Origin of the sequence: Nocardioides sp. S5 (genome assembly GCF_017310035.1) — a bacterium.
Lineage (GTDB): Bacteria > Actinomycetota > Actinomycetes > Propionibacteriales > Nocardioidaceae > Nocardioides.
Genome location: NZ_CP022296.1, coordinates 2890761 through 2917370, shown reverse-complemented (window position 1 = coordinate 2917370; position 26610 = coordinate 2890761). Strand labels below are relative to the sequence as shown.

Sequence of the window (26610 nt, the reverse complement as noted above, 5' to 3'; positions counted from 1 at the left end):
GAGGTGGGCCTCGCATTCTCGCTGCTGCATGTTCCGCGCGACGCCCCCGTCCCGGGGACGCCTCCGGACAGGGCTAACGGGACGAACCCGTCATCGCCACTCAGGGTCAACAGGGCTCGCCGCATACGGTTCCCGCTGCGGTCATTCCATGCGTGGGTATGCGACGCCGGCAGCGCCGCGTTGGTCGACGTACCTCGAGGCGAGGATGGCTGGGCTACGAGTGGTCGATTGACCCGGGCGACGCGGTGGCGTGGATTGCAACTTGGCTCACGTCCATTTGACATGCGCGGTAGGATTCGCGTGATTTGCTACGCATTGGAAGTGAGTTCAACACTGTGCCATCATCATTCCGGCCTGCATCTCCGCCCCAGTGTTCCGCCTCGACCGATCGACGTCGGGAGGACCTTACGAGACCGTCAGGAGCAGTGTCGATGTCCTTTTCGATCCGGCCAGTCAGGCAGCGCCAGTTGCCTGCGAGGATGGCAGTACTCATCGGCACCCGGACAGAGCTTGCCGCGCCGCTGATCGCGGACCGCCATTGCCTATCAGCGGCCGGGCGCGCTCAGAGTCTTGCTCTCAGCCTGTGAGCGCAGTCGACGTCGCTCTTGTGGCGATCGGGCTGGTCATCTTGGTCGGTGGCGGTGAGCTTCTGGTGAGGGGGGCATCGGATCTCGCGGCTCGTGTCGGCCTCTCCTCGCTGGTCATCGGGTTGACGGTGGTGGCCTTCTCCACGTCGTCGCCAGAGATGGCCGTCACTGTCGGCGCGGTCTTGGAAGGGCAACCCGACCTGGCGGTCGGCAACGTTGTGGGCAGCAACATCGTGAACGTCCTACTGATCCTGGGTGCCTCCGCGCTGCTCCTACCGTTGACGGTGCGCGCACAGTTGATTCGTCTGGACGTGCCGGTGATGGTCGGGGTGTCAATGTGCTTGTTGCTGCTGTCGCTGGACGGCCGCCTGAGCCTTGCTGACGGGTTCTTTCTGGTCACGGTGATAGTCGTCTACACCGCGGTGTCGGTCGTTGTGGGGCGACGCAGTGCGCCGTATGTCCGCGAGTCAACAGTGGGCGAGAAGGAACGACCGGTGTGGCTGCTCCTCCTGGCGGTGCTCGGCGGGGTGGCGCTGTTGGTCGTCGGAGCGCAGCTGCTGGTCGAGGGTGCGGTCGGCATCGCTGAGGGGTTTGGGGTGAGTGGCCTGGTGGTCGGGCTCACGGTGGTTGCGGTAGGTACCTCGCTCCCTGAGCTGGCGACGTCCCTCATTGCTGTTCGACGCGGTGAGCGCGACCTGGCGGTCGGCAACATCGTCGGCAGCAACATCTTCAACATCGCTGCTGTGCTGGGCGTCGCCGCCTTGGTGGCCGATGACGGGGTACCGGTCGCAGACGCGGCCGTGGCCCTCGACATCCCGCTCATGATCGCCGCAGCGGTCGCGCTGCTGCCCGTGGCTTTCACCGGGATGGCCATCGCCCGTTGGGAGGGCGCGCTGTTCGTCGGGTTGTACGCCGCGTTCACCGCTTACGTGGTGCTGGCAGCCACCGAGCACGACGCGCTCGGGGGCTTCACGGCCGTGATGATCTGGTTCACCTTGCCGTTGGTCGCGATCACCTTGGTCGTCCTCGGGGCCTACGAGATTGGTCGGCGTCGCGCGGCTCGCGAGCCGCTGGCGCCGTCCTGAGGCTCCGGATGTCCGACGAGCGTCACGACCCGAGGAGGCCGACGTGCTGCTCGCCCTTGGCGCGCTGACGGTCTTGGCCGTCCTGGCTCCGCTCCTGGCTCGCTTGGGTGGGGGCCGGGAGCTCGGCTACGTGTTCGCCGCTGGTTTCGCGGGGGTCGCGATCCTGATCGCGTTCCACGTGCCGCGCATCCTTGACGGGGGCACGGTCGAGACCTCCGTGGACTGGTTGCCGTCGTTGGGGGTCTCGTTCGCCCTGCGGCTCAACGGACTCTCGTCGCTGTTCGCGTTGATGGTGCTCGGCGTAGGCGCCTTGATCATGGCCTACTGCCCTCGCTACTTGAGCTCGCACGATCCCCATGGGGCCATCTACGGACTGCTCACGCTGTTCGCGGCCGCCATGCTGGGGCTGGTGCTTGCCGCCGATGTTGTGCTCCTCTTCGTGTTCTGGGAGGCCACCACCTACTGTTCCTTCCTGCTGCTCGGGCTGGCCGGGGGCCGGGCCACCCGGCCGGCCCGGCGGGCTCTGCTGATCACCGCAGCCGGCGGTCTGGCCCTGCTGGTAGCCGTGGTGCTCCTCACCGTGGTCACCGGGAGCACGGCAATCAGCGACATCCTGGCCGACCGCGAGGTGATCCTCGCGTCACCGCTGGCATTGCCGATCGGCGCCCTGATCGCGTTCGCCGCGTTTACCAAGTCGGCCCAGGTGCCGCTGCATTTCTGGCTACCCGGTGCGATGGTGGCGATGACCCCGGTCAGCGCCTTCCTGCATGCGGCGACGATGGTCAAGGCCGGTGTGTACCTGCTGATGCTGGTCTCGCCCATCTTCTCGGGCGTGCCCGCATGGTCGGCGCTCCTGGTCTCGATCGGATTGACCTCGGCGTTGTGGGGCGCCTTCATGGCCCTGCGCCAGCACGATCTGAAGGCCATCCTCGCCCACTCGACCGTCAGCCAGCTCGGGCTGCTGGTTGCCGCCATCGGCGTCGGCACCCCGATCGCTCTTGCCGCCGCTATGCTCCACACCATCGCCCACGCGCTGTTCAAGGCGACGTTGTTCATGCTCGTCGGAATCATCGACAAGGAGGCAGGTAGTCGCGACATCCGGGAGCTGTCCGGGCTGTGGCGGGTGATGCCGGTGACCGCGACGATGACAGCGCTGGCCGGACTCTCGATGGCCGGCATCGTGCCGATGCTCGGCTTCGTGAGCAAGGAATACCTCTTCCAAGGAATCTTCCAGGCCGACTTCGCCCCAGCGGCGGGGCTGGTCGCCGGCTCGATCGCAGTCGCCGCATCGGCGCTGACCACGGCCTACGGGCTGCGCATCGTCTACGGCGCTTTCGGCGGCAGCACTCACCAACCCGGCCTCTACGAGCCGTCGCCGGCGTTCCTGGCCCCTGCGGCGATCGCGGCGTTGGCCGGGTTGGTCCTGGGCGCCGGCATCGACTTGTTGAACCCGCTCGTGGCACGAGCCGGCGCCGATGTCGTGCCTGGCGAGCCATTGGGGGCGTTCCAGTTCTGGCACGGACTCAGTCCTGAGATCGTCATGTCGAGCATCGCATTCAGCTCTGGGCTGATGCTCTTCCTGCGTCGACACCAGGTGGACCGACTGCTCGACCGGGTCGTGGTTCCCGACGCCGGGGCAGCGTTCGACCGGGCCCACGCCGGACTGATTGCGTTCGGATACCGGGTCGGGCAGCCGGACCGCGCGGGCGGGACGATGAGCCACCTTGTCCGGCCCCTTGGTGGCGTCGTTTTTCTCGCGGCAGTCGGATTCGTGACGCTGCGCAACCTCCCGCCGGTGCGACCCGCCGACACGGTGGGTGACTGGGTGGTGGTCGGCTTGTTCGCTCTCGGCGTCGCGGCCGCCGTGGTCGCCCGTGACACCCTCGCGGCCGTTGCTGCGCTCGGGTTCGTCGGCTTGCTGATGGCGGCCCTGTTCGTGACCGCTGGCGCGCCGGACGTCGCGCTGACCCTCGTGCTGGTCGAGGTGTTGACCGCCGTCGTCGTGGTCTGGGTGCTGCGTCGGCTGCCGGCGCGGTTGCCCACCGGGGACGGGCCGCGAGTGCCGTGGTCGGTGCTGCTCGCGCTCGCCTGCGGGCTCGCCGCCGCATCGGCGACGTACGCCCTGACCGGGCGGCGAGGTCCGTCAACCGCCTCGTCGTTCTTTCTCGACAACGCCGAGGCGGCGACCGGAGGCACCAACGTGGTCAACACCATCCTGGTGGACTTCCGGGCGATGGACACCCTTGGCGAGGCAGTCGTTCTCGGCGCGGTCGCGCTCGGGCTGCTCGCTCTGCTCGGCTCCACCGCCGCAGATGATCACACCCCGGAGCCACCCGCCGACGCCGACCATCTCAGCGCCGCCGCATCGGTGTTCCTCCAAGTGAGCGCACGGCTGGTCGTGCCGGGCGCGGCGCTGGTGGCTGCCTACCTGCTCTACGTCGGCCACGACGCCCCCGGCGGAGGATTCATCGCCGCCCTCGTCGCAGGCGCCGCGGCCGCGACCCACCAGATCGCACACGGACGGCTACCGAGGTGGTCGCGACCTGAGCTGCTAGTCGGGAGTGGGATCTTGGTCTCCCTCGGCACCGGACTGCTGGCGAGCGCCAAGGGCGAGGCTGTGCTGGCGCCGTTCAAGCTGCCCGGACTGGACGCGGTCGGTGTCGGCTCGGCACTGCTGTTCGACATCGGTGTCATGCTCATGGTCCTCGGTATGCTGACGGCCGCCCTCGACCGCTTCGCGGCGCGCACCCACCGGCCCGAGTCGTCAAGGGTGCACCCGTGACCGCGGCGATCATCGTCGGCCTGCTGGTGGCCGGCGGGGTGTGGTTCCTCGCACAGCCCGGGCTCCTGCGCGTGATCCTCGGATTCGTGCTCCTGGGCCATGGCGTCAACGTGCTGTTGCTGGCGTCGGGTGGTCTCGATCGCCGCCGGGCGCCCTTCGTCGGCGATGGTGCCGGGGACCCCGCCGCCTTGGCGGACCCGCTGCCCCAGGCCTTCGTCCTGACCGCCGTGGTGATCACGTTCGGGGTCAGCGTCTATCTGCTGGCGATCCTGCGCGCGGAGTCCGTCGAAGACCCGGACGTGAGCGCAGCAGATGACATGGACGAGACGGACGAACCGAGGGCGGGCCGATGAGCCCGATGCTGCTGGCGCTGCCGGTCTTCGCTCCCTTGGCAGGCGTCGGAATGGTCCTGCTCCTGTCCCGACGCGGCGCGGGCTCGGCGGGTGCCCCGCCAAGGATCGCTCGAGCGGTCGGGTGGGGCGTCACGGTCGTTGTGCTGGTGGCGTCCATGGTGTTGCTGACTTCCGCCCTCGACGGGGACATAGCGACCCTGCGGCTCGGGGGCTGGCCGTCCGGCATCGCGATCGTGCTCGTCGCCGATGTCCTCGGCGCCCTCATGATGGCGGTCACGTCGCTGCTGGTGCTGCTGAGCCTCGTTTTCGCGGCTGCGACAGGCGAGGACGACGGCCACTTCGTCGCGTTGGCCCTGGTGCTCTCCACCGGTGTGTACGGCGCGATGCTCACCGGCGACCTGTTCTCGTTGTTCGTGTTCGTCGAGGTGATGCTGGTTCCGAGCTACGTGCTCCTGATCCGATCCGGAGGGCGGCGTCGGCTGGCGGCCGGACAACGCTACGTCAGCGTCAACCTGCTCGCCTCCACCCTGTTCCTGGCTGGCGTCGGCCTCCTCTACGGCGTCACAGGCACCGTCGACCTCGGCGAGCTGGCAGGTGCTGCCCGCAACCCGGCGGCTGCGCTCGCGACCGCAGTGGTGCTGTTGGCCCTGGGGATCAAGGCCGCGATCGTGCCCCTGCACAGCTGGCTCCCGAGCAGCTACGCCGTGGCCGGCCCCGCCGTGGTCGTCCTCTTCTCCGGTCTTCTCACCAAGGTTGGTGTCTATGCGCTGTTCCGGATCTATGCCGTCGTGTTCGACGGCGACCGACGCTGGTTGTGGATCTTCCTCGTCCTCGGGCTGCTCACCATGGTGGTCGGCGTCCTCGCTGCACTGGGGGAGCGCTCCGTTCGATCTGTGTTGACCTTTCACATGGTCAGCCAGATCGGCTACATGCTGCTCGGCCTGGGGTTGTTCACCACCGCCGGGCTGGCAGCCGGCATCTTCTTCCTCGTCCAGTACGTCCTGGTCAAGGCAGCGCTACTGATGTGCGCCGGCGCCATCGAGGTCCGCCACGGCACCGACGAGCTGCGCCTCTTGGGCGGAATCGGCCGCACGGAACCCGTGCTCGCGGGGGCATTCGGGATCTCCGCACTGGCACTGGTCGGTGTCCCGCCGCTCTCCGGCTTCGTCGCCAAGCTGAAACTCGTGCAGGCAGCCGTCGCCGAGCACCAGTACGCCGCAGTGGCAGCGGTGGCGGTCGTCAGCCTGCTCACCTTGGTCTCGATGCTGAAGTTGTGGAACGCCATCTTCACCCAGCCCGAGCCCCAGCCCCAGCCCGAGTCCCAGCCCGTGACGAGACCGGGTGCTGGCCCGTCGACCGAAGCAACGATCACGGTGGTCCCGTCGCGCTCTGGTCCGATCCTGCCCGCGGCCGGTGCGATCGCGTCGCGGCCGCTGCTGCTGGCCCCCGCGGTCGTCCTGGCCGGGGTGGCGGTGTCGCTCGGCCTCGCTGCGGAGCCGCTGCTCGTTGTCTGCGAGCGGGCGGCCGATGGTCTGGTCGACGTCGGAACGTATGTCGAGGCGGTGACGTCGCCATGACCGGGGCCCGTGCTCCTCGTCCTGTCCGCATGGCTCTGTTCGTGGTGGTCTACGGGTGGCACTACCTGAAGGCCAACGTGCAGGTCGCAGCGACCATCCTGACGGGCCGGCCGCGGCTCGCGCCGGCCCTGGTCGAGGTGCGGCTGCGGTGCCGGACCGACGCAGAGGTGGCCGCCTACATGGGCTTGATCACCCTGACTCCCGGCACTATGGCAGTCTCCCTCAGTCCTGACCGCACGCGGCTGATCGTGCACGGCATGCACGCCTCCGACACGACGGCATTTCGCGCAGACCTGGCGCGGCTCGAGGCGGAGCTGCTTGACGCCGTCCGCCGGCGGGAGCGGGGCGGCACGGCCCCGGACGAAAAGGAAAGAAGGTGAGTGGCGTGGAGCCGACTCTGGGCTCGGTGCTGGACCTCGCGCTGTTGGTGCTCGCGGGCACGCTCGTCGCGGCCATCGTGCGGATGGTGCGCGGCCCCACTGACGCCGACCGGGCACTGGTGGCCGACGTTGGCTTCGCGGTTCTCATCGCCGCCGTGGCACTCCTGGCGGCGCGACTCGACGAGCCGACCCTCTACAGCCTCGTCATGGTGGCAACCCTGGCCGGATTTCTCACCACCGTCGCGCTTGCGCGGCTGGTCGATCGGCGTTCGCCGTGAGTGCCCAGGAGCTGGCCGCTGGAGTGCTGGTGCTCGTGGGCGTCGCGCTGTTCGCGAGCGCCGCGGTAGGACTGCTGTGGCTGCCCGACGTGTACGCCCGGATCAACGCGGCCGCGAAGGCCGCCGGACTTGGCGTGGTCAGTGTGTTGCTCGGTGTCCTGATCCTCGACCCGAGTCCGGCCTCGGTGATCACTCTCAGCCTCGCGATCGTGCTACAGCTGCTCACCGTGCCTATTGCCGGCATCGCCATCGCCGAGGCGGCGTGGCTCTCGAGAGCCCCTCGGACACCAGGCACCCAGGACGAGCTCGAATCTCCACCCTGAAGGTCGTGCAGCCCATGAGGGGCGAGTTGGTTGTCGACGAGCGAGTGGGCCAGCGCGGGAACTGACGTAGCCACGCTCGCGGAGTGCCGTGATGACTTGGCCGTCAATCGCTGACCTGGGTCAGGTTGGGTACGACAGCCGAGTCCTTTCGGCGGCCAGGACGAGGAGCACGATTTTGAACGAACTAGAGTTCGTGATAACGTTGTCGCATGTGGGCTTGGGGGGTCCATCGCTGGATGAGACGGTCCTGATGCGTTGAACGTGCCCGGCTCGGGCTTCACTCCGGTGGCGGCTCGACCCGTTGATCCGGTTCCCGGCCGGCGCCCGCGCCTACTGCGACGGTGGTGATCTGCATGGTTGACCTTCGTGTCCTCGGCTGGCGAGCGATCCGGTCTCGTCGGTGGTCTGCTCGTGTCCTTGGTGTTGGGCGGGGATGGACCTGACATGAGCACAGACGAAGTTCTGATGGTCGCCGTGGGCTGGGTGCTCTTCGGGCTCGCCGTCGGGCTGTGGATGGCTCGTCGCGGACACGACCCCAGGTGGGCGGTCATCGCGGTGGCGTTCGGTCCGATCTTCGTCCCGATCGCGTTCGAGCGGGTCGAACGGCGTCCCCGTCTGGTCGTGCCGGGCCCGGCGTCACCCGGACAGGAGGCTGAGGCCGCGGACGGGCCCCGGGTGCTAATCGGTCTGGATGGCTCGGTGGAGGCGCAAGCGGCTCTCGACCGGGCGAACGATCTCCTCGGGTCTCATCTCGGACTGCTCGTGCTGGCGGAGGTGGTGTGCCACGACGCGACCGAGGATGCCAGCTACGCAGACATCGATGCCGCAACGCATCGGTTGAGGTCGTCAGCCGCACGGGTCCGCGGCGTCGGTGGCCAGGTAGGTTTCGCGGTGTTGGCCGGTCCGCCTGGTGAAGCCCTGCTGTGGTTTGCCGAGGACCGGGGCATGGATCTGATCGTGGTGGGACGCCGGGGTCGTGGACTGTCCACACGCCTGCTCGGCAGCGTCTCGTCGTGGTTGGTTCGCCACTCCCGTCTGCCGGTCCTGGTGGTCGAGTCTCGCTCACAGGCAGGCCGCGCCCGCTGGCAACGGCAGCGGCCGGGGGGTGCTCGTCGAGGTCGCTTGGGGTAGGCCGCTTGGGATGGGGGTGCGACCGGTGACCCCCTGGATTGGCGCGTGGGCTGCGTCCCGAGGCCGGCGCGCGTCTCTCGACTTGATCTGTCCGTGCAGCGACGTCCCGCTGGCATGATGAGATTTCTCCGACCCACGACAAGCCGCCCGATACGCTGGCAGGCTTCTGGCGCCGCTCAGTGCTCTCGCGGCCCCTGTGGTCATTGAAGGCCTTTCGCCGATGATGCGGTGGCAAGTGCGTCGTCGCACGGCGGCACCGTCAAGCCGATCCACGGCGCACCCCTTTGCAGCAGTCCGTATTCCGCCGCACCATCCTCAACCCCTGGTTTCGAGTCGTCCTCAGGTCGAATCCTTCCGTGCCGAACCCTTGAAAACGATGACGAAAGCATGAATACTGGTTTGTGCAATGGGGAGCATCCCCGTGGCGGGCTTCGTCAACACGGTGCCAACGGCTCCCGGAGCCCGGTCCCGCCAGGGACGGGAGAGACCATCCGCAGCGAGACGTAGGAACGGCTCGCCGAGATTCGGGTGGTGTCCATGATGTTCAAGATTCAGGTCTCCGGTCGGACCCAAGGGGCGTGGCCAACCTGGTTCGCCTCTCCAGGTGGTCGTCTCGTCAGTGCGGTCCGACGCATGGTCGTAGCGACCAAACCGCGGACGCCCCGCCAGCGGTGGATGTGACCGCCCCGGCGAGCGGCTCCGTCATCCTTGGCGTCACTGGCGGGCGAGGGCCGAGAGGGGTACTGCGATGGCCTGGACCCTGATGGCGTGGGCCGTCGTCCTCCTGCACCTGGCGTTCCTGGTCTTCCAGATGCTCGGCGCCCTGCTTGCCCTCGTGTCGCGGGTGTGGTTCGTCCCGCACCTCGCCGTGGTGTCGTGGGGGGTCGGCATCGTCATCACTCAGGGCAGCTGTCCCCTGACGGTGCTCGAGAAGGACCTGGTCGAACGCGCCGGTGGCACGCCGTACTCCGGTTCCTTCCTCGACCACTACGTCTTCGGGATCCTGCTCCCCGACGGCACCCAGACCTTCGTGTACGCGACCCACCTGGTGGTCATCCTCGCGACGTACGCCTACGTGGTGTTGCGGCTCCGACGGCGTGCGGAGCAGGGTGCCGGCGAACAAGCCGCGACGGCGAGCGCGAGCTCACCAGGAGCCGAGCCCGGGTGATGGACACCGCGCTGGCGGACCGCCCGGCAGCGCCCGGTCCCGCGAATCGGCCCGGTCGTTCGTACGACGAGCGCGTCACCACGCGTGTCCTGTGGCTGACCTGTGCGGCTGTAGTGGCGGTTCGCTCGGTCTTCGTGGCCCAGCCGATTCGTTCCGATGAGGGTGGGTACCTGCATGCTGCGCGCCACTGGGCGCCGGGCGAGGGCGAGTTCATCTACGGCGACTTCCACGTCGACCGGCCGCCGTTGCTGATGGCGTTCTTCCGCCTGGCGGCCCTGTGGGACACCGACGCGGCGATCCGGGTCATCACGATCCCGGTGGTCGTGGCGATCGTGCTGGCGACCGCTCGCGCCGCCGGCCTGCTGGCCGGCCCGGTCGCGGCGAGGTGGGCAGCGGTGGTGACGGCGGCTCTGATGTGCTCCCCGGCGCTGGCGGCCGATCAGGCCGACGGCGTGATGTTCGCGCTCCTCTTCGTCACGGGTAGCATCGCCGCGATTCTGCACGGTTGGCGAGCCGGTGACCTCCGCACGACCGTCGGCTGGGGGCTGGTCGCCGGTGTGCTCGCTGCCGCTGCGCCGTTGGCGAAGCAGAACTTCGTCGACGCGTTCGCCTTCGCCGGGGTGCTGATCGCGGTCTCGGCGCTGCGGCATCCGGGGTCTCGGACGCGGCTCGGCACGCTGGCCGCCGGCTTCGGTGCGGGCACCGTCGTCGTCGTCGCAGCGCTGGCGGCGTGGGCCCACCTCAAGGGGGTCGCGATGGACGTGATGTGGGAGGACGTGATCGCCTTCCGTGTCGAGGCGGGACAGGTGCTGGCCGCGTCCCACCACTCGGCACCGATGGAGCGCGCTCGGCTCCTCGTGCTCGCCGCCGTGGCCAGTGCGGCTGTGCCTGTCGTGATGACCTGGCTGGTTGGGTTGCTGCGTCGGCCTCGCCCTCTCGCGGCCGAGCAGTGGGCATTGCTCGCCCTGCTCGGGTGGAGCGCGATCGGCATCGTGGTCGGGGGGAGCTACTGGCTGGACTACCTGCAGGCGTTGGCTCCCGCTGCGGGCCTCGCGGCGGGTCTGGTGAGCGCCGGCCGTGGCGCCGGGCGGCGGCTGATGCGCGGCTTGGCGCTGTGGGCGGCGGTCGCGTCGCTGGGGGCAGTGGCCACCACCACGCTCGCCTACCAGGCCTCGCCGCGGCTGTGGTACCCCCAGCTCATCGGCGGGTGGGTGGCCGACTCCGCCGAGGAGGGCGACACGATGGTGGTCGCGTACGGGAACTCGCAGGTCGTGGAGGCGGCCGACCTGCCCACTCCCTACCCCTACCTCTGGAGCCTGCCGATGCGGACCCTCGACCCGGACCAGCAGCGCCTCGAGCGCCTGCTCGACGGACCCTCGCGGCCGACCTGGTTCGTCGTGTTGAACGGGGTGAACTCGTGGGACATCGATGACGACGGCCGACTCCGCTCCATGATCGAGGAGCACTACGAGCCGGCCGCCACGATCTGCGGGTACAACGTCCTGGTCCGCGCCGACGTCGAACGGCGACTCGCCGACGCTCCGAACTGCGGCAGCAGCCAGTGGTGAGCTCCAGTGGTGAGGTCAGCTGGCAAGGGTGCCGGCGAACACCTGCCAGGACAGCGCTGACTTCGCGACGAGGCTGAGCAGGATGTAGACCCGTTCGCCGAACAGGTAGTCGCGCCACCGTCCGAGGCCGCGGTACTGCAGCCATTGGTTGAGGGCGAAGACGTTGAAGAAGGCGAAGAGCGACACGAAGATGCCGTAGACGAAGGCGGGCGGCTCGGCCCCGGAGGTGGACTGCGGTGACACCAGGTAGACCGTGATCGCGAGCCACGGCACGATCCCGGCGGCACACCCGAAGATGAACGGCAGCCAGCCGCGCGAGCCCGGGTCCTCGTAGTGCTCTTGGAGCCACCCGAACAGGATCATCGAGGCGTTGACGCCGAACAGCGCCAGCAGGGCCGCGACGTCGGAGATCCCGACCAGCTGGGCGATCAGCACGATCATCAGCGACGAGGACACGGAGTACTCGATCCAGCGAGCCCGGTTGCGGCGTCGGGCGAGGTCGGCCCGGTAGCCGGCCCCCCAGGTGGTGGTGACGACGACGTGGGCCAGCGCGGACAACAGGAGGAACGCTGCCACCGCGGCACCGGTTGGGACGTCGAAGAGAACGACCTGCTCCTCCGGCGTCGTTCCGGGTGGGCCGGCGAGGTAGGTCCCGGTGACTGGGAGTGCGAAGCTGGTGGCCAGGGCGAGGACCGCGACGGCCTGGGCGAGGTGGAGCACGGCTGCTACCAGGTTGTCGCGTCGCAGTTTCGGAGCCAAGGCTTCCACCTCGGGAGCAAGCGGATCGGGAGATGGTTCGCGGTGCTGGCCGGACATGGTCGCTCCTCGTGTGCGGGACTTGACTTCCGAAGTGTGCTTCGTGAATACTGTAGCGCATGAGGGGAGTACCCCACCCTCGCTGACATCGACAGTTCGACCGGCCCTGCCCGGTCCGGTGCGGCGGTCGCCAGGTCCACGGACCGGGCGGCGGGGGAGACCTCCAACGTCACGCTCGGCTGTTGGTCGAGTGGTCACGCTGGAGGTATAGCTGTCATGGATGTTCCCTTCTGGGCCTGGGCGGCGGTGCTGGGCGTCATCGTCGTGATGCTGGCGATCGACCTGTTCGCCCACCGCACCGCTCACGTCGTCGGTGTCAAGGAGGCTGCCGCCTGGTCCGCGGTCTGGGTCAGCCTCGGCCTGACGTTCGGCGGCATCGTCTGGTGGGCCTACGGCGCCCAGGCCGGCGGCGAGTACTACGCCGGGTACCTGATCGAGAAGTCGCTGGCGGTCGACAACGTCTTCGTCTTCGCGCTGATCTTCACCTACTTCGCCGTGCCGCGGGAGTACCAGCACCGGGTCCTGTTCTACGGCGTCCTCGGGGCACTGGTCTTCCGGGCGATCTTCATCGCCGGTGGCGCGGTCCTGATCGAGAACTTCGCCTGGATCCTCTACCTCTTCGGCGCCTTCCTCGTATACACGGGCTGGAAGATGTTCCGCCACCGCGACGACCAGATGGACCTCTCGCGCAACAAGCTGCTGGCACTGGCCAAGAGGAAGATCCCCTCGACGGAGGAGTACCACGGGCAGAAGTTCTGGGTGAAGCAGGCGGGCAAGTGGGTGGCCACGCCGCTGTTCTTCGTCCTCATCATGGTCGAGACCACTGACATCATCTTCGCCGTCGACTCCATCCCCGCGATCTTCGCCGTCACCCAGGACCCGTTCCTGGTCTTCACCAGCAACGCCTTCGCCATCCTGGGCCTTCGAGCGATGTACTTCCTGCTCGCCGATCTCATCGACCGCTTCATCTACCTCAAGGCCGGCCTCGCCGCGATCTTGGTCTTCGTCGGCATCAAGATGCTGCTCCTCGACGTCTACAAGGTTCCGATCTGGCTCTCCCTCGGCGTGATCGCCAGCTGCATCGCCGTTGCGGTCATCGCCAGTCTCCGCGCGACTCGTGACCAGGCCACCGTCGCCCCCCACGCGACGCCGGCCCACGCGTCCGACGAGGACGAGGTGCTGCGATGAGCCCCCGCACGCGTCCCAAGGCGGGCGGTTCGCCGGTGGCGCTGAGGACCAGGGACATCGCCGACCTGGCGATCACCTCCGGCTTTCCGTGCATCTCGGTCCTCCTGCCGACGAAGCCGTCCCCGCGCATGACCAGGGAGGACCGGTCGAGGTTGGACGACCTGGTCCGAGACGTGGAACACACGCTCGCCGAGCGTGGCGTGATGAACCGGTCCGCGCTGCTGGACAAGCTGGCCGAGCAGGTCGACCGCGCGGGAGACCAGCCGACCGACCTGGGGCTGTGCATCTACGTGAACCGGGCCGTCGCCCGCTCGTTCCGGCTGCCACAGTCGGTGACCGCCCGGGCGGTGGTGGAGAGCACCTTCGCCACTCGGCCGCTCATCGCGGCCCTGCACCGCATGCCACCCCACGCCGTGCTGCTGCTACACCCCACGTGCGCCCACCTGTACGCCTCCGAGGACGGCGGACTGCGCCCAGTGGGACGGTCCGAGCCGTTTGGCTCGGGGCGGCCGATCCGGGTGCCGGGTGCCGGACAGCCGGGCGCCGCCGAGGCCCGAACGGAGCTGATGGCCAGGTTCCTGCGCAAGGTCGACCGGATGCTGGGCGACTACCGGGCCGACCACCCGAGCCCGCTCGTGCTGGTGGGTCCGCCGCGGTTGCTCGAGGAGTTCTGCTCCCTCAGTGCCAATCTGGAGCGGCTCGCCGGGCGGGTTGATGACCGCGACTGCGCCACGGCCCTCGACCTGGCCCTGGCCGGCATCACGTCCGTCGAGGCGTACCTGCGGACACGACGCGACGACGCACTCGCGCTGCTGCGCCAGGCAGAGTCGGATCGACCCACGGACGTGGCCTCGGGCATCGAGCAGTGCTGGCGGGCCCTCGGGCGACGCCTGCCCGCGATGCTGCTGGTCGAGGAGAACTTCATCAGTCCAGGCACGACGGCACCCGGACGCGGGGCTCCTGCGAACTCCTCAGGGAACGCCTCCGGGGATGCCTCCGGGGCCGGCGACGTGCATGACTTGGTGGACGACCTGATGGAGCAGGTGATCTTGATGGGCGGCCAGCTGGCGCTGGTGGCCGACGGCGACCTCGCGAACCATGACCGGATTGCGCTGGTCCTGCGGCGCTAGTGCCAACCTTGACACCGCAGCACGATTCACGTAATCTGATGCGTAAGAAACCCTTGAAGGGGAGTACCCCACCAACCGGCCATCGTCACTCCGGTCGTCCTGCGACCCGGTGGCCGACCACACCTCCCGGGGTGTGGCGGGGAAGACCTTCCGACCACTGTCGGGAGGCATTCTCCGTGAATACTCAGCTACTTCGTGACCGGCTGAAGGATCGGCGCCGTCCGCCCGGGCGGGTCGGCCCTGCGGGGTGGCGGCGATGACGGCCCTGACCGCGACCCGGACCGAGCTGCTGCGGCGTCGCTCGGCGATCGCCTTCGCGGCCCAGGGCCGTGACCTTCTGGTCGACAAGCGGATGGCCCTGGTGCGCGAGTTGCACCGTCTCGACGCAGACGTGTCCGCCCAGCGTGAGGCCGCCGCCGTCCTCGCCCGGGAGGCTCGCGCGCTGCTCGACGAGAGCACCGCCGACGAGGGCCCGGCCGCCGTCGCGGCGGTCGCGTCGGGTGCGGCCAACGGCGTCGTCGCCGAGCGCGAGGACCGCATGGTGGTCGGCGTGCGGGTCGTGACGGTGCAGGCCAACGACCTGCGACGGACGGCCGAGGAGCGCGGCGCGGCACCGGTGCTGGTGGCCCCGTCGATCGAGGCGGCGGCGGAGGCCTACGAGCGGTACCTCGAGCACGTCCTGCGCTTCGTGGCCCTCGAGGCCACGGTGCGCCGGCTCACCGAGGAAGTGGCCCGCACCACGCGCCAGGTCAACGCGCTCGAGAACGTCGTCATCCCCGGACTCGAGGAGGAGGCCGCCCACATCACCGCGGTCCTCGAGGAGCGCGAGCGTGAGGAGCACTCCCGCCTGAAGCGGGCGCGGGAGCGACGTCGCGTCCCGCAGGACCGACCGGCACCGGACCATCCTCCCGTGCCGCGACCCGACGAGGAGGAACGGCGATGACGCAGATGCAGGATCCGGCCGCGATGCGCCAGGTGCGCGAGCTAGAGCGGCTTATCGAGGCCCGTCTCGAGGAGGCGCGGCAGAGCAACGCCCGCGTTGTCGCGGCCCGGGAGCAGGCGGAGCTCCTCGTGGGGGAGTTCGCCGCGGAAGCCGCCGCGGAAGCCGACCGCCTGTCCGCGCGTATCTTGCAGGAGGCACGCGAATGGGTACAGGCCGACGAGGCCGAACAGCAGCGGATCGGCGTCGAGGTGACGCAGCGGGCCGTGCGCCTGCGGGAGGAGCTCGTCGCCGCCACCGTCGCCGCCGTCCTGACCGTCGCCCCGACCGTGACCCCGCCCGTGGCCCCGACCGTGGCCCCGACCGTGGCCCAGCGGGCCGACCGGACCCCGAAGGCGAGCCGATGATCCGCCGACTGCACCACGTCCAGCTCCTGGGCCGACGCGAGCAGCTGCTCGAGACGGTCGAGTCGCTCCAGCGAGCCGGGGTCGCCGAGGTGACGCCATCCGGGGCGCCGACCGGCAGTGCGGACAAGGCTGCGGACCCGGTTGCAGACCCGGCTGCGAACAAGGGTGAGGACCGTATGGCCAGGCGGGACCTGCTGGCCCGGGTGCAACGCCTGCTGGAGTGGGCGCCGTCAGATGCCTCGTTGGCACGCGAGTCGCCACGCCGGAGCGCGGACGCCGCACCGGTGGACCCGCGCGACGCCGACGTCAACATCGCGACGCTCGAGCTCGAGGTCGAGTCCCTGCGCGGGGCCCAGGCCTCGCTGGAGGAGGAGCGCGACGCGCTGGCGCGCTACGTGGACGTCCTCGCCCAGCTCGAGACCCTCGTGCCGGAGCTGACCTCGCTCTCCGATGCCGAGCTCGAGCTGCTGGGACTGGCGATGACCGCGCTGGTGCTCGACGACCCGGCCGGGGCCGTGGTCGGACTGCTCGAGACCCAGCTGCGGCAGCTCGCCGGCAACGGGTTCATGCTCCGCAGTACGGACGCCGGCCGCGCCCGCGGCTGCCTCCTGGTGGTGGCCCGCGACCGGCTGCCCGAGGTCCTCGGTCTCATGGGCGCGGATGAGATCAGCCGGGTCGAGGTACCCGAGGACTACGCCCACCTGTCCCTGCACACCACGCTCGTGCGGATGCGCGCCCGGCTCGTCGACCTCCAGGCCGACCTCGACGCCGTCCGCGCCGACCTCGACGCGCTCTGGCTCCGCGAGGCCCCCGGGCTGCGCGCCGCCGCGCGTGCGCTGCTCGTGCTGACCGAACGCGACGCCGCGGTCGCGGCCGCCGCGCTCTCCGAGCGCACCTTCCTCCTGCGCTGCTGGGTGCGGGCAGACCGTCGCCGCGAGGTGCGCGAGCAGCTCGACCGCGACGGCCTCGCCGACGTGGCCGTCGTCGACGCCCCGGCGGGCGAGGTCCCCGGCCCCTCCCCGGTGGAGCTGACCGGACGCGCCGCATGGTCCCCCTACCGCCGCCTGGTCGGGTTCCTCTCCTGGCCCTCCCCGAACGGGCTGGACCCGACCGGACTGATGGCGATCTTCTTGCCGTTCCTCTTCGGTGTCATGGTCGGCGACGTCGTCTACGGCGCCGCGCTCGCCGGCATCGGCTGGTGGCTGCGCCACCGGGCACGCACGCACGACCGCGGCGGTGTGGAAGGCGGGGTGATGGACGACGCCGGCCGCGTCCTGATCGCCGGCGGTGCGTGGGCGGTGCTGTGGGGCGTGATGTTCGGCGAGGCGCTCGGCAGCCTCGGCAACATGTGGGGGATGCCGGCGCTGTGGTTCTACCGCGGCGGACCCGAGGCCCTCGAGCCCCTCCTGCTCTTCGCCGTCGCCCTCGGCTGGTCCCACATCGTGCTCGGCCTGACCCTCGGCCTGGTGACCGCGCTGCGCCGTGGCGACCGGCACCGCACCCTCGAGGTGGGCGGCACCCTGGCCGTCCTGCTCGGCGCGACCGCGGCCATCGCGGCCACCATCCTGAACGCCCCCTCGTGGGTCACCCTCGCCGCGCTGGTCCCCGCCGTCGTGGGACTCGTGGCCACCAGCTCCGTGCACGGCCCCATCGGCGCCCTCCTCGGCCCACTCGAGCTCATCGGCACGGTCGGCAACGTCTTGTCCTACCTCCGGGTCGCCGCGGTGGGACTCGCCTCGGTCTACCTCGCCAACGTCGCCAACGAGCTCGCCACCGAGCTGCCCCTCCTCATCGGACTGTTCGTCGCCGTCCTGCTGCACCTGCTCAACCTGGGTCTGGCGGCGTTCAGCCCGATGGTCCAGGCCCTGCGACTGCACTACGTCGAGTTCTTCAGCAAGTTCCACGACGGCGAGGGCCAGGCCTTCCAACCCCTCGGCGCCCACGGGGCCCTCAACCCCCGCGCACTCCTGACCCCACCCCGCGACCGACCGCTCGGCCCACTCCTCACCCCAACCTTCGACCCGGTCGGCGTCCCGCCGCACGGCACCACCAACGGCGTCCGCATCGCCGACGCCACCCACGAAAGGTGACACACATGGAAACCGGACTCATCGCCCTCGGAGCAGGACTCGCCGTCGGCCTCGCCGCCCTCGCCACCGGCTACGCCCAGGCGCGGATCGGCGCGGCGGCCATGGGAGCCATCGCCGAGAAGCCCGAGCTCGCCGGTCGGGCCATCCTGCTCGTGGCCATCCCCGAGACGCTCGTCATCCTGGGCTTCGCGGTCGCGGCCATGATCGTGCTCCTGCTGGGCGGCTGACATGACCCTCCAGGCGCTGCTCGAGACCATGGAGCACGACGGTCGTCGCGACCTGGCCGACGTGCTCGCCCGGGACGAACATCGCGCCCGCGAGATCCTCCGGGAAGCCCACCAGGCGGCCGAGCGCGACCGCCTCGGCATCCTCACCCGAGCCGAGTCGACCGCCCGCGACCAGGCGCTCCGCGTCCGCTCCACCGGGGCAGCCGCGTCCCGCGCCCACGTTCGCGAGGTGGTCGACGCCGAGCTCGAACGGGTGCGCACGGCTGCCGGAAAGGAGCTGCAGGAACTGGTCGGCACAGGCCACGGGACTGCGGCCACGCTCGACCTCCTCGACGAGGCGATGGCTCTCCTGCCCTCGGCCACCTCCTGCACGGTCGATCCGGCCCACCTGGACGCCGTACGCCGCCACCGGCCCTGCCTCGTCGTGGAGACTGGACCCGTGGGGGTCGGCGTCGTGCTGCGCGACGCCCAGGGGCGAGCGGTGCACAACACCGCCGAAGGACGCCTTGACGCGGCGTGGCCGCTGCTGCGCCCGGTGCTGCGCGACGCGGTGTGCGAACCGCACCCGGAAGTGGACCCCGAAGCGGACGCGAAAGCTGACGCGGAAGTGGTCCCGGAGGTGGACCCGCGATGACGGCACCGCTGTACGTCGCCGGCTCGACGGCCCTGCGGGCCCGGATGTCGCGCCTGACCCCGGACGGAGCAGGCCAGGGTGATCGCGAGGAGAGCGAGGAGATGCGTCGGCTGCCGCAGCTGTTCGTGGGCGAGGCACGCGCGGTGGCACAGGTGCTGACGGGACGACACGACCTGCGCGACGCCCTCGCGCTGCTGCGCGGCGCGGCCTCGGGCCTCCCGCCTGAAGACCGGCTCCGGGGGGTGCGCGCGGTCGGTGCCATCACCCCCGAGCGGGCCGCCGAGCTCGCCCACACGCGGGACGAGGCGGGCGTCGTCGCCCTCCTCGAACGGCTGCGGCTGCCGACGCCGATCACGGCGGCGGCCCTGCCTCGGCTGTGGTCACGCTTCGAGCTGCACCGCGACGTCGAGGAGCTCGAGCTCGCAGTGACGGCCACGGCGCACGCCGAGTGGGGCGAACGCGCGGCCCACCCGCGTTCGCGTCCCGTCGCGGACCTCCTCGCCCGCGAGCGGGACCAGCGCAACCTGCTCATCGCGCTGGCCCGGTCGGACGTCGACCCCGGCCGGCTGATGCCGCTCGGGCGCCTCGGCGTCCGCGACCTGGAGCACGCGATCACTGGGCGCTGGGCTCCCGTTCTCGGCGTCTACCCACGCTGGCGGGCCGCCGCAGCGGCGTACGAGTTGCACGGGGATCTCGGCCATCTCGACCGGGACCTGCACGACGAGGCCACCGCCGGCGCCGCCGCGCGGCTGCGCCGCGGCGACGCCGAGAGCGCCGACCCGCTGGTGGGCTACGTGCTGCTGCTCGAGGAGCGCGCGCGCCGACACCGCCGAGCCGGACTGATCCTCGTCACCGGCGGAGCGGACCGGAGGACCCCGTGACGAACGCGCTTACCCCCTCAGCGCCACGGATGGACTCAGAAGTGGACTCGGAGGTCGTCGTGGTGGCTCCGCGAGACGTCGACGCGGGCTTCCGCCTCGCGGGCGCCGCGACGGTGGTGCCCGAGCCCGGCCCGGACGGGGAGATCGGAGCCGACGCCGTCAACAGAGCTGTCGAGACAGCTGTGCGCCTGCCCGGCGACGGCCGCGCGGTGGTCCTGGTGCACCACGACGCGTGGATTCGACTGCCACTCGCCGCCCGCGATGCCTGGGCCGAGCGCACCGACGTCCTCGTGGTCGGCCTCCCGCCCGACGCCCCGGCCGTGGACACCGAGCCCCACGACCAGCTCCAGCGACTGCTCGGACGAGCGGTCGGCTACGAGATCAGCTTCGTCCCCGAAGGAGACCACCCATGAGCACGACACCCACCACGATGCCGAGCACGACACACGGCGGCGCGCCGGCCGGTTCCGGCGACCAGGTCGGGACGGTGGTGCGGGTCTCGGGCCCAGTCCTCGAGGTCGCTGGCCTACCCGCGTGCCGGCTCTACGACGTGGTCAAGGTCGGCCCGCAGGACCTGCCCGGGGAGGTGATCCGCCTCGACGGCGCCCTGGCCACGGTACAGGTCTTCGAGGACACCTCGGGGCTGCGCGTCGGCGACCCCGTGACCGGCACCGGGGGACCGCTGACCATCGAACTCGGCCCCGGGCTGCTCGGCACCGTGTTCGACGGCACCCAGCGCCCGCTCGCCGCCCTGAACGCCGAACACGGCATCTACATCCCGCGCGGCGCCGACCTGCCCGGCCTCGACCGCTCCCGGACCTGGGAGTTCGTGCCGTCCGTGGTGGCGGGCGACCGCGTGGAGGCGGGCGACGAGCTCGGGACCGTGCAGGAGACCACAGCGCTGCGCCACCGCGTCCTGGTGCCGCCGGGCGTCCGCGGCGTGGTGGAGCACGTCGCGGAGGGGTCGCACCGCGTCGACGAGGTCATCGCCCGCGTCCAGGGCCACGACGTGCAAATGCTGCAACGCTGGCCGATCCGCAGGCCCCGTCCCGTGCGGGGACACCAGGCCCTGCACCGCCCGCTGCTCACCGGCCAGCGGGTCCTCGACAGCCTCTTCCCGATCGCCCTCGGCGGTGCCGGCATCATCCCCGGCGGATTCGGCACCGGCAAGACGGTGCTCGAGCAGGCGATCGCCAAGCACGCCGAGGCCGACGTGGTGGTCTACGTCGGCTGCGGCGAGCGGGGCAACGAGCTGACCGAGGTGCTCGAGGAGTTCCCACAGCTCTCTGACCCGCGCACCGGTCGCCCCCTGATGGAGCGGACCGTGCTCGTGGCCAACACCTCCAACATGCCGGTCGCGGCCCGGGAGGCCAGCGTCTACCTCGGCATCACGATGGCCGAGTACTACCGCGACCAAGGCCTGCACGCCGTCCTGCTCGCCGACTCCACCAGCCGCTGGGGCGAGGCACTGCGCGAGGTGTCGGGTCGTCTCGGCGAGATCCCGGCCGAGGACGGCTACCCCGCCTACCTCGCCACCCGCCTCGCGGCCTTCTATGAGCGCGCCGGGCTCGTCGACTGCCTCGGCTCCACCCCGCGTAGCGGGTCGGTCACCGTCGTCGGCGCCGTGTCGCCCGCAGGCGGGGACTTCTCCGAGCCGGTCACCCAGAACAGCCTGCGCGTGGCCGGATGCTTCTGGGCGCTCGATGCGAGCCTGGCCCGCAGCCGCCACTTCCCGTCGATCAACTGGACACGCAGCTACACCACCTACCGGCTGGGCGAGTGGTTCGACGAGCACGTCGCCGAGGACTGGTCGCGCCTCAGCGCCTGGGCCGTCCGCACGCTGCAGGAGGAAGGGAGCCTGCAGGAGGTGGTCAGCCTCCTGGGCGTGGAGGCGGTAGCGCCGCCCCAGCGAGTCACCCTGCGCGTGGGTCGCATGCTCCGCGAGGACTACCTGCAGCAGAACTCCTTCGACCCCGCCGACGCCAGCTGTCCGCCGGCCAAGCAGGTCACGATGCTGCGACTGATCAAGTCGGCCGAGGAGGCCATGACCGCTGCGGTCACCGCCGGGCGACCCGTCGCCGACGTCGTCGCCCACCCCGTCCTGCGCACGGTCGCCGCAGCACGTGGCTGGCCGGTCGACGACACGCTCGAGCGACACCTCGACGACGCCGTCTCGACCATGCACGCCGCACTCACCACCAAAGAGCGCGCTACTGAGGAGCGCGCGGCACTCACCACCGACGAGGAGGAGCAGCGATGACCACGCTGGACAGCTCCAAAGACAGCCCGGAAGACACCGCGGACACGATCACCCGCGCGCGGGACGCCGTCGCCGTCGCACCCGTGGGCATCCTGCCCACGATCGAGATGCGCGACGTACGCCGGGTGGCCGGGCCGCTGCTGCTGGTCGAGGGCGCCGAGGCCGTAGCGTTCGGCGACGTCGTCACCGTCGTCACCGACGACGGCACGGAACGCGACGGCCAGGTCCTCGAGGTGGACCGCTCCCGCGCGGTGGTTCAGGTGCTCGGCGGCACCGAGGGCATGGGCCGGGCCAACGTCGCCGTGCGCGCGCGGTTCCGCGCAGCGGTCACCGGCGTCGGGACCGACGTACTGGGACGCGTCCTCGACGGTGCCGGGCGTCCGCGGGACGGCCGGCCGGAGCCCACCGCCGAGGCGTACCGGCCGGTGAACGGGCTGCCGCTCAACCCCGTCGCGCGGATCCACCCCGACCAGTTCATCGAGACCGGCTTCTCGGCCATCGATGGCCTCAACACCCTGGTCCGTGGGCAGAAGCTGCCCGTCTTCACCGCGGCCGGGCTGCCCGCCGCTGAGGTGGCCGCCCGGATCGCCATCCAGGCCCGGGTGCCCGGCGAGGCCAGACACGACAACCAGGCCGACGGGACCGAGGGAGTAGTGGTCGTCTTCGCAGCGATGGGCGTCACGCGCCGCGAGGCCGACTTCTTCCGGGACCAGTTCGCCACCAGCGCATCAGGGCACCGCAATGTGCTGTTGCTCAACCTGGCCGACGACCCCACCATCGAGCGGTTGCTCACCCCCCGGGTGGCGCTGACGCTGGCCGAGTACCTCGCCTTCGAGAAGCACCTGCACGTCCTGGTGATCCTCACCGACATCACCGCGTACTGCGAGGCGCTGCGCGAGATCGCCGCGGCCCGCGAGGAGATGCCGGGGCGGCGCGGCTACCCCGGCTACATGTACACCGATCTGGCCTCCCTCTTCGAGCGGGCGGGACGGGTGCACGGCTCGACCGGCTCCTTGACCCAGCTGTCGCTGCTGACCATGCCCGACGGCGACATCACCCACCCGATCCCGGACCTCACCGGCTACATCACCGAGGGACAGGTGGTCCTCTCGCGCGACATGGCCGGACGCGGCGTCGACCCGCCCTTCGACGTCCTGCCGTCGCTGTCGCGGCTGATGAACGCCGGCGTCGGCGCGGGGCGTACGCGGGCCGACCACCGGGGTCTGGCCGACCAGCTCTACGCCTGCTACGCCCGCGGCGTCGAGGTACGGCGCCTGGTCTCGATCGTCGGCGAGAGCGGCCTGACGGCCGAGGACCGCCGCTACCTCGCGTTCGCCCGTCGCTTCGAGGAGGAGTTCGTCGGCCAGGGCGAGGCCCGGCGGACCATCACCCAGACCCTGGACCTGGGCTGGGAACTGCTCGGCGACTTCGAGCCCGACGAGCTAGGCCGGGTCGGGGCCGACCACGTCGCCCAGCACCACCGCACCACCACCACCACCGAGCGCACCGAGAGCACCGCCAAGAGCACCACCTGGAGCCAGCCATGACCGCGGCACCCGTCCCCAGCACCACCCCGCACAGCACCCCACTCAGCAACCCTCACGCCGCCAGCGCCGAGGAAGTGGCCATGACACTGGAGGTCGACCCCGCCCAAGGCCTGAGCAGCGAGGAGGCCCGGACACGGCTCGACCGGTTCGGCCCCAACCAGCTGGCCGAGCCCGTACGCCGACCGGTGCTGCTGCGCTTCCTCGACCAGTTCCGCAGCGTCCTGATCCTGGTGCTCATCGGTGCCGCGGTCCTCGCGGGCCTCGTGGGTGAGATCAAGGACACCATCGTCATCGCCGTGGTGCTCCTCATCAACGCCAGCATCGGGTTCTTCCAAGAGCAGCGAGCCGAGAAGAGCCTCGAGGCGCTACGCAACATGCTGAGCCCCTCGGCGCGGATCCGGCGCGACGGGCGAACCCTCGTCGTCGACGCCGGCGACCTCGTGCCCGGCGACGTCGTCCTGCTCGAGGCGGGCGACCGGGTGCCCGCGGACGCGCGCCTAATCCTCGCCTCCTCGGTGGAGGTCGACGAATCGGCCCTGACCGGTGAGTCCCAGCCCGTCCCCAAACGGGCCAACTCGACCGTAGAACACGACGCCCCCCTCGCAGATCGCGACGGCATGGTCCACATGAACACCGCGCTCACCCGCGGACGGGCCGAAGCGGTCGTGACCGCCACCGGCATGGAGACCTCCGTCGGCGCCATCGCCGAGATGCTCGCCACTGGCGAGGAGCCGCAGACCCCCCTGCAGCGGCAGCTCGACACCCTGGGCAAGCGGCTGGCCGTGATCGGGCTCGTCGCCGTGACGGTGTACGTCGCGCTGGCCCTGGCGCGGGGCGAGGCCCCCTCCGAGATCGCCCTGCGAGCCGTGGCGCTCGCGGTGGCGACCGTCCCGGAGGGCCTGCCGGCCGTACTGGCGCTGACGCTCGCGCTCGGCGTGCACCGGATGGCGGGCCGCAACGCGATCGTCAAGCGGCTGGCCTCGGTCGAGACACTGGGCTCGGCCACCGTCATCTGCAGCGACAAGACCGGCACCCTGACCCTCAACGAGATGACGGTCCGCGAGGTACGCGTGGGCGAGAACGTGCTCACGGTCCACGGCCAGGGATACGACACCGACGGCGAAATCCTCTACTCCGACGGCGCGCAAGCAAGCCTGCCGCCGCTGCTGCTCGACGCACTCGCCCTGTGCAGCGACGCCGAACTCAAGGCGGACGGCGACGGGGATGGGGATAGCGCCGGCATCATCGGCGACCCGACCGAGGGTGCGCTGGTCGTGCTGGCGGCCAAGGCGGGGCTCGACGTGACGGCGCGCCGTCAGGAGTGGCCGCGATCGGCGGAGATCCCCTTCGACGCCGACTACAAGTACATGGTCACCTACCACGACGAGGGTCCCGCTTCCCGCGTGCTGGCCAAGGGCGCGGCCGACGTGCTGCTGCGGCGTTGCGACTCGTGGCTGCTCGGCGGCGAGGAGGTTGCGCTCACCGCGTCCGACCGAGAGCGACTCGACGACGCCATCGCGGCAATGGGCGAGCGCGGACTGCGCGTGCTGGCCGTGGCCACCCGCCTGGTCGAGTCACCGTCATCCGAGCCACACTCCGACGTTGCGTCGCTGACCCTGCTCGGCCTGCTCGGGATCGCCGACCCACCGCGGCCCGAGGCGACCTCGGCGGTGGCCCTGTGCCACCGGGCCGGTGTGGGGGTGAAGATGATCACCGGCGACCACGTCGCGACCGCCGTCGCCATCGCCCGCGAGCTCGGCATCGAGGGCCGCGCGATGACCGGCGCCGAGCTCTCCGAGCTGTCGACCGAGGAGCTGGCCGACGTCGTCGACGAGGTGGCGGTGTTCGCCCGGGTGTCTCCCGAGCACAAGGTCGCCATCGTGAAGGCGCTCACCGCGCGGGGCCATGTCGTGGCCATGACTGGTGATGGCGTCAACGACGCCGCGGCGCTGCGCTCGGCGCACATCGGCGTGGCCATGGGTCTGACGGGAACCGAGGTCACCAAGGAGGCGGGCGACCTCATCCTCACCGACGACAACTTCACCACCATCGTCGGCGCCGTCGAGGAGGGTCGCTCGATCTACGACAACGTGGTGAAGTTCGTGCGCTTCCAGCTCTCCACCAACATGGGCGCCATCTCGACCTTCCTCGGCGCCTCGGTGATGGGGCTGCCGGCCCCGTTGACGGCCGTGCAGATCCTGTGGGTCAACATCATCATGGACGGCCCGCCCGCAATGGCGCTGGGCGTGGACCCGGCCCGGCCGGGGATCATGTCCGAGCCCCCGCGACGCAGCGGCGATCAGATCCTCTCCCCGGCGCGACTGATCAGGCTGGCCCGCGTGGGCCTGGTGATGGCGATCGGCACCCTCGCGGTCCTCATCCTCGCCCGCGAGGAGTGGGGCGAGGCCGTCAGCCTGACCATGGCCTTCACCACCTTCGTGCTCTTCCAGCTCGTCAACGCGCTCAACGCACGCGCGGAGCACGTCACCGTGTTCGCACCGCACACCTTCACCAACCGGTGGCTGTGGGTGTCCCTGACGACGGTGGCCCTGCTGCACATCGCAGCCGTGCACACGACGTGGGGCCAGGCGATCTTCGACACCGTCGCCCTCACACCCGAGCAGTGGGGAATCTGCATCGGAGTGGCGCTGTGCGTGCTGTTGGTCGAGGAGCTCGTCAAGCTCGGCCACCGCTGGGGCACGCGTCGACGAGAAGGCTGAGGACGACCCGGGACATACGAAACCAGAATCGCGTACCATGGCTCGTCATGACCCGCGACGACTGGACCTTCCTCTCCAACCACGGCCACGTCCTGGTCGCCCTCGCGCGCGACCCGGACGCGCGGACCCGCGACATCGCCGACGCCGTCGGCATCACCGAGAGGGCGGTGCAGCAGATCGTCGCGGACCTGGTCGAGCACGGCTACGTGGACAAGGAGAAGGTGGGTCGGCGCAACCGGTACCGGGTCACCCGCGACTCCCACTTCCGCCACGACCTCGAGTCCGGAGTCACCATCGGCGCCTTCGTCGACCTCGTCAACAAGACCACCGCCACCCCTTGACATGCGAAGAAAGCTTCGTGATACGATCTACGTACATCAGGGTTGGGGAGTACCCCACCTCCGGTCGCACGTCACCACGGCTGTCACCCCGACTGATCGGCCCGGCGACCGGGTCCCATAACCGGGACGGGAGAGACCACTCCTGATCACCATTCCGGGCAACGAGGCCCGGACCGACGACAACGGTGGTGATCAGC

The 26610-nt window shown here is 70.4% G+C and carries 24 protein-coding genes; 23 read left to right on the top strand and 1 reads right to left on the bottom strand.

The window, feature by feature from the left end; genetic code table 11:
- Positions 1-583: 583 nt before the first annotated feature.
- The 10 genes from CFI00_RS14415 to CFI00_RS14370 all read left to right on the top strand — a co-directional run bounded on the left by CFI00_RS14415 (position 584) and on the right by CFI00_RS14370 (position 11232).
- Positions 584-1672, top strand: a complete 1089-nt coding sequence (locus CFI00_RS14415) for a calcium/sodium antiporter (protein ID WP_068324862.1) — start codon at positions 584-586, stop codon at positions 1670-1672.
- 43 nt (positions 1673-1715) lie between these two features.
- Positions 1716-4454: a hydrogen gas-evolving membrane-bound hydrogenase subunit E gene (gene mbhE / locus CFI00_RS14410; protein ID WP_207081794.1), complete on the top strand. Its 2739-nt coding sequence runs from the start codon at positions 1716-1718 to the stop codon at positions 4452-4454.
- Complete coding sequence (locus CFI00_RS14405) at positions 4451-4807, top strand: NADH-quinone oxidoreductase subunit K (RefSeq protein ID WP_179661762.1); 357 nt, start codon at positions 4451-4453, stop codon at positions 4805-4807. Before mbhE ends, CFI00_RS14405 begins: the two co-directional genes overlap by 4 nt.
- Positions 4804-6384, top strand: a complete 1581-nt coding sequence (locus CFI00_RS14400; RefSeq protein WP_207081793.1) for a monovalent cation/H+ antiporter subunit D family protein — start codon at positions 4804-4806, stop codon at positions 6382-6384. The genes CFI00_RS14405 and CFI00_RS14400 overlap by 4 nt, the downstream gene beginning before the upstream one ends.
- A complete protein-coding gene (locus CFI00_RS14395; protein ID WP_277988301.1) occupies positions 6381-6764 on the top strand; it encodes a Na+/H+ antiporter subunit E in 384 nt (127 codons plus the stop codon). Before CFI00_RS14400 ends, CFI00_RS14395 begins: the two co-directional genes overlap by 4 nt.
- 5 nt (positions 6765-6769) lie before the next feature.
- Complete coding sequence (locus CFI00_RS14390; RefSeq protein ID WP_207081791.1) at positions 6770-7042, top strand: monovalent cation/H+ antiporter complex subunit F; 273 nt, start codon at positions 6770-6772, stop codon at positions 7040-7042.
- The gene (gene mnhG, locus CFI00_RS14385) at positions 7039-7365 is read left to right on the top strand and encodes a monovalent cation/H(+) antiporter subunit G (protein ID WP_056885376.1); all 327 of its coding nucleotides are present in this window, start codon (positions 7039-7041) and stop codon (positions 7363-7365) included. The genes CFI00_RS14390 and mnhG overlap by 4 nt, the downstream gene beginning before the upstream one ends.
- Before the next feature lie 444 nt (positions 7366-7809).
- Positions 7810-8496 carry a universal stress protein gene (locus tag CFI00_RS14380; protein WP_068324856.1) on the top strand — a complete coding sequence of 229 codons (687 nt, stop codon included), beginning with the start codon at positions 7810-7812 and terminating at the stop codon, positions 8494-8496.
- 748 nt (positions 8497-9244) lie between these two features.
- A complete protein-coding gene (locus tag CFI00_RS14375; protein ID WP_207081790.1) occupies positions 9245-9664 on the top strand; it encodes a DUF2784 domain-containing protein in 420 nt (139 codons plus the stop codon).
- On the top strand, positions 9664-11232 hold the full coding sequence (locus CFI00_RS14370; RefSeq protein ID WP_191279126.1) for a hypothetical protein: 1569 nt from the start codon (positions 9664-9666) through the stop codon (positions 11230-11232). The genes CFI00_RS14375 and CFI00_RS14370 overlap by 1 nt, the downstream gene beginning before the upstream one ends.
- A 15-nt stretch (positions 11233-11247) precedes the next feature.
- Here CFI00_RS14370 and heR read toward each other — a convergent pair whose 3' ends face one another.
- Positions 11248-12048 (bottom strand): heliorhodopsin HeR, encoded by an 801-nt coding sequence (heR, locus tag CFI00_RS14365; protein WP_169701888.1) that lies wholly within the window; start codon positions 12046-12048, stop codon positions 11248-11250.
- Between the two features lie 216 nt (positions 12049-12264).
- Between heR and CFI00_RS14360 the strand changes: the two genes are divergently transcribed.
- From CFI00_RS14360 to CFI00_RS14300, 13 genes are all read left to right on the top strand, one after another.
- Positions 12265-13236: a TerC family protein gene (locus tag CFI00_RS14360; RefSeq protein WP_068324852.1), complete on the top strand. Its 972-nt coding sequence runs from the start codon at positions 12265-12267 to the stop codon at positions 13234-13236.
- Positions 13233-14366 carry a hypothetical protein gene (locus tag CFI00_RS14355; RefSeq protein ID WP_169701887.1) on the top strand — a complete coding sequence of 378 codons (1134 nt, stop codon included), beginning with the start codon at positions 13233-13235 and terminating at the stop codon, positions 14364-14366. The genes CFI00_RS14360 and CFI00_RS14355 overlap by 4 nt, the downstream gene beginning before the upstream one ends.
- 256 nt (positions 14367-14622) lie before the next feature.
- Positions 14623-15309: a V-type ATP synthase subunit D gene (locus CFI00_RS14350; protein WP_068324850.1), complete on the top strand. Its 687-nt coding sequence runs from the start codon at positions 14623-14625 to the stop codon at positions 15307-15309.
- Positions 15306-15713 carry a hypothetical protein gene (locus tag CFI00_RS14345; protein ID WP_068324849.1) on the top strand — a complete coding sequence of 136 codons (408 nt, stop codon included), beginning with the start codon at positions 15306-15308 and terminating at the stop codon, positions 15711-15713. Before CFI00_RS14350 ends, CFI00_RS14345 begins: the two co-directional genes overlap by 4 nt.
- Positions 15710-17803, top strand: a complete 2094-nt coding sequence (locus CFI00_RS14340) for a V-type ATPase 116kDa subunit family protein (protein WP_068324848.1) — start codon at positions 15710-15712, stop codon at positions 17801-17803. Before CFI00_RS14345 ends, CFI00_RS14340 begins: the two co-directional genes overlap by 4 nt.
- A 5-nt stretch (positions 17804-17808) precedes the next feature.
- Positions 17809-18030, top strand: a complete 222-nt coding sequence (locus tag CFI00_RS14335; protein WP_053208071.1) for an ATPase — start codon at positions 17809-17811, stop codon at positions 18028-18030.
- A gap of 1 nt (position 18031) precedes the next feature.
- Positions 18032-18664: a hypothetical protein gene (locus CFI00_RS14330; protein ID WP_056886718.1), complete on the top strand. Its 633-nt coding sequence runs from the start codon at positions 18032-18034 to the stop codon at positions 18662-18664.
- Complete coding sequence (locus tag CFI00_RS14325; RefSeq protein WP_207081789.1) at positions 18661-19545, top strand: V-type ATPase subunit; 885 nt, start codon at positions 18661-18663, stop codon at positions 19543-19545. The genes CFI00_RS14330 and CFI00_RS14325 overlap by 4 nt, the downstream gene beginning before the upstream one ends.
- 29 nt (positions 19546-19574) lie before the next feature.
- Positions 19575-19958 carry a hypothetical protein gene (locus tag CFI00_RS14320; RefSeq protein ID WP_207081788.1) on the top strand — a complete coding sequence of 128 codons (384 nt, stop codon included), beginning with the start codon at positions 19575-19577 and terminating at the stop codon, positions 19956-19958.
- The gene (locus tag CFI00_RS14315) at positions 19955-21805 is read left to right on the top strand and encodes a V-type ATP synthase subunit A (protein WP_169701885.1); all 1851 of its coding nucleotides are present in this window, start codon (positions 19955-19957) and stop codon (positions 21803-21805) included. The genes CFI00_RS14320 and CFI00_RS14315 overlap by 4 nt, the downstream gene beginning before the upstream one ends.
- Positions 21802-23352: a V-type ATP synthase subunit B gene (locus CFI00_RS14310; RefSeq protein ID WP_207081787.1), complete on the top strand. Its 1551-nt coding sequence runs from the start codon at positions 21802-21804 to the stop codon at positions 23350-23352. The genes CFI00_RS14315 and CFI00_RS14310 overlap by 4 nt, the downstream gene beginning before the upstream one ends.
- Positions 23349-26072 carry an HAD-IC family P-type ATPase gene (locus CFI00_RS14305; protein WP_191279123.1) on the top strand — a complete coding sequence of 908 codons (2724 nt, stop codon included), beginning with the start codon at positions 23349-23351 and terminating at the stop codon, positions 26070-26072. The genes CFI00_RS14310 and CFI00_RS14305 overlap by 4 nt, the downstream gene beginning before the upstream one ends.
- A gap of 47 nt (positions 26073-26119) precedes the next feature.
- Positions 26120-26413, top strand: coding sequence for a winged helix-turn-helix domain-containing protein (locus tag CFI00_RS14300; RefSeq protein ID WP_191279122.1), 294 nt, complete (start codon positions 26120-26122; stop codon positions 26411-26413).
- The last annotated feature ends 197 nt before the right edge of the window (positions 26414-26610 follow it).

Bases quoted from the DNA above. Each gene is read 5' to 3' on its own strand.
- CFI00_RS14380 (WP_068324856.1), top strand. From the start codon at position 7,810: ATGAGCACAGACGAAGTTCTGATGGTCGCCGTGGGCTGGGTGCTCTTC.
- CFI00_RS14310 (WP_207081787.1), top strand. From the start codon at position 21,802: ATGACCACGCTGGACAGCTCCAAAGACAGCCCGGAAGACACCGCGGAC.
- CFI00_RS14300 (WP_191279122.1), top strand. From the start codon at position 26,120: ATGACCCGCGACGACTGGACCTTCCTCTCCAACCACGGCCACGTCCTG.
- CFI00_RS14355 (WP_169701887.1), top strand. From the start codon at position 13,233: ATGAGCCCCCGCACGCGTCCCAAGGCGGGCGGTTCGCCGGTGGCGCTG.
- CFI00_RS14395 (WP_277988301.1), top strand. From the start codon at position 6,381: ATGACCGGGGCCCGTGCTCCTCGTCCTGTCCGCATGGCTCTGTTCGTG.
- CFI00_RS14370 (WP_191279126.1), top strand. From the start codon at position 9,664: ATGGACACCGCGCTGGCGGACCGCCCGGCAGCGCCCGGTCCCGCGAAT.
- CFI00_RS14320 (WP_207081788.1), top strand. From the start codon at position 19,575: ATGGACTCAGAAGTGGACTCGGAGGTCGTCGTGGTGGCTCCGCGAGAC.
- CFI00_RS14400 (WP_207081793.1), top strand. From the start codon at position 4,804: ATGAGCCCGATGCTGCTGGCGCTGCCGGTCTTCGCTCCCTTGGCAGGC.
- CFI00_RS14330 (WP_056886718.1), top strand. From the start codon at position 18,032: ATGACCCTCCAGGCGCTGCTCGAGACCATGGAGCACGACGGTCGTCGC.
- CFI00_RS14345 (WP_068324849.1), top strand. From the start codon at position 15,306: ATGACGCAGATGCAGGATCCGGCCGCGATGCGCCAGGTGCGCGAGCTA.
- CFI00_RS14315 (WP_169701885.1), top strand. From the start codon at position 19,955: ATGAGCACGACACCCACCACGATGCCGAGCACGACACACGGCGGCGCG.
- CFI00_RS14340 (WP_068324848.1), top strand. From the start codon at position 15,710: ATGATCCGCCGACTGCACCACGTCCAGCTCCTGGGCCGACGCGAGCAG.
- CFI00_RS14360 (WP_068324852.1), top strand. From the start codon at position 12,265: ATGGATGTTCCCTTCTGGGCCTGGGCGGCGGTGCTGGGCGTCATCGTC.
- CFI00_RS14325 (WP_207081789.1), top strand. From the start codon at position 18,661: ATGACGGCACCGCTGTACGTCGCCGGCTCGACGGCCCTGCGGGCCCGG.
- CFI00_RS14350 (WP_068324850.1), top strand. From the start codon at position 14,623: ATGACGGCCCTGACCGCGACCCGGACCGAGCTGCTGCGGCGTCGCTCG.
- CFI00_RS14335 (WP_053208071.1), top strand. From the start codon at position 17,809: ATGGAAACCGGACTCATCGCCCTCGGAGCAGGACTCGCCGTCGGCCTC.
- heR (WP_169701888.1), bottom strand. From the start codon at position 12,048: ATGTCCGGCCAGCACCGCGAACCATCTCCCGATCCGCTTGCTCCCGAG.
- CFI00_RS14305 (WP_191279123.1), top strand. From the start codon at position 23,349: ATGACCGCGGCACCCGTCCCCAGCACCACCCCGCACAGCACCCCACTC.
- CFI00_RS14375 (WP_207081790.1), top strand. From the start codon at position 9,245: ATGGCCTGGACCCTGATGGCGTGGGCCGTCGTCCTCCTGCACCTGGCG.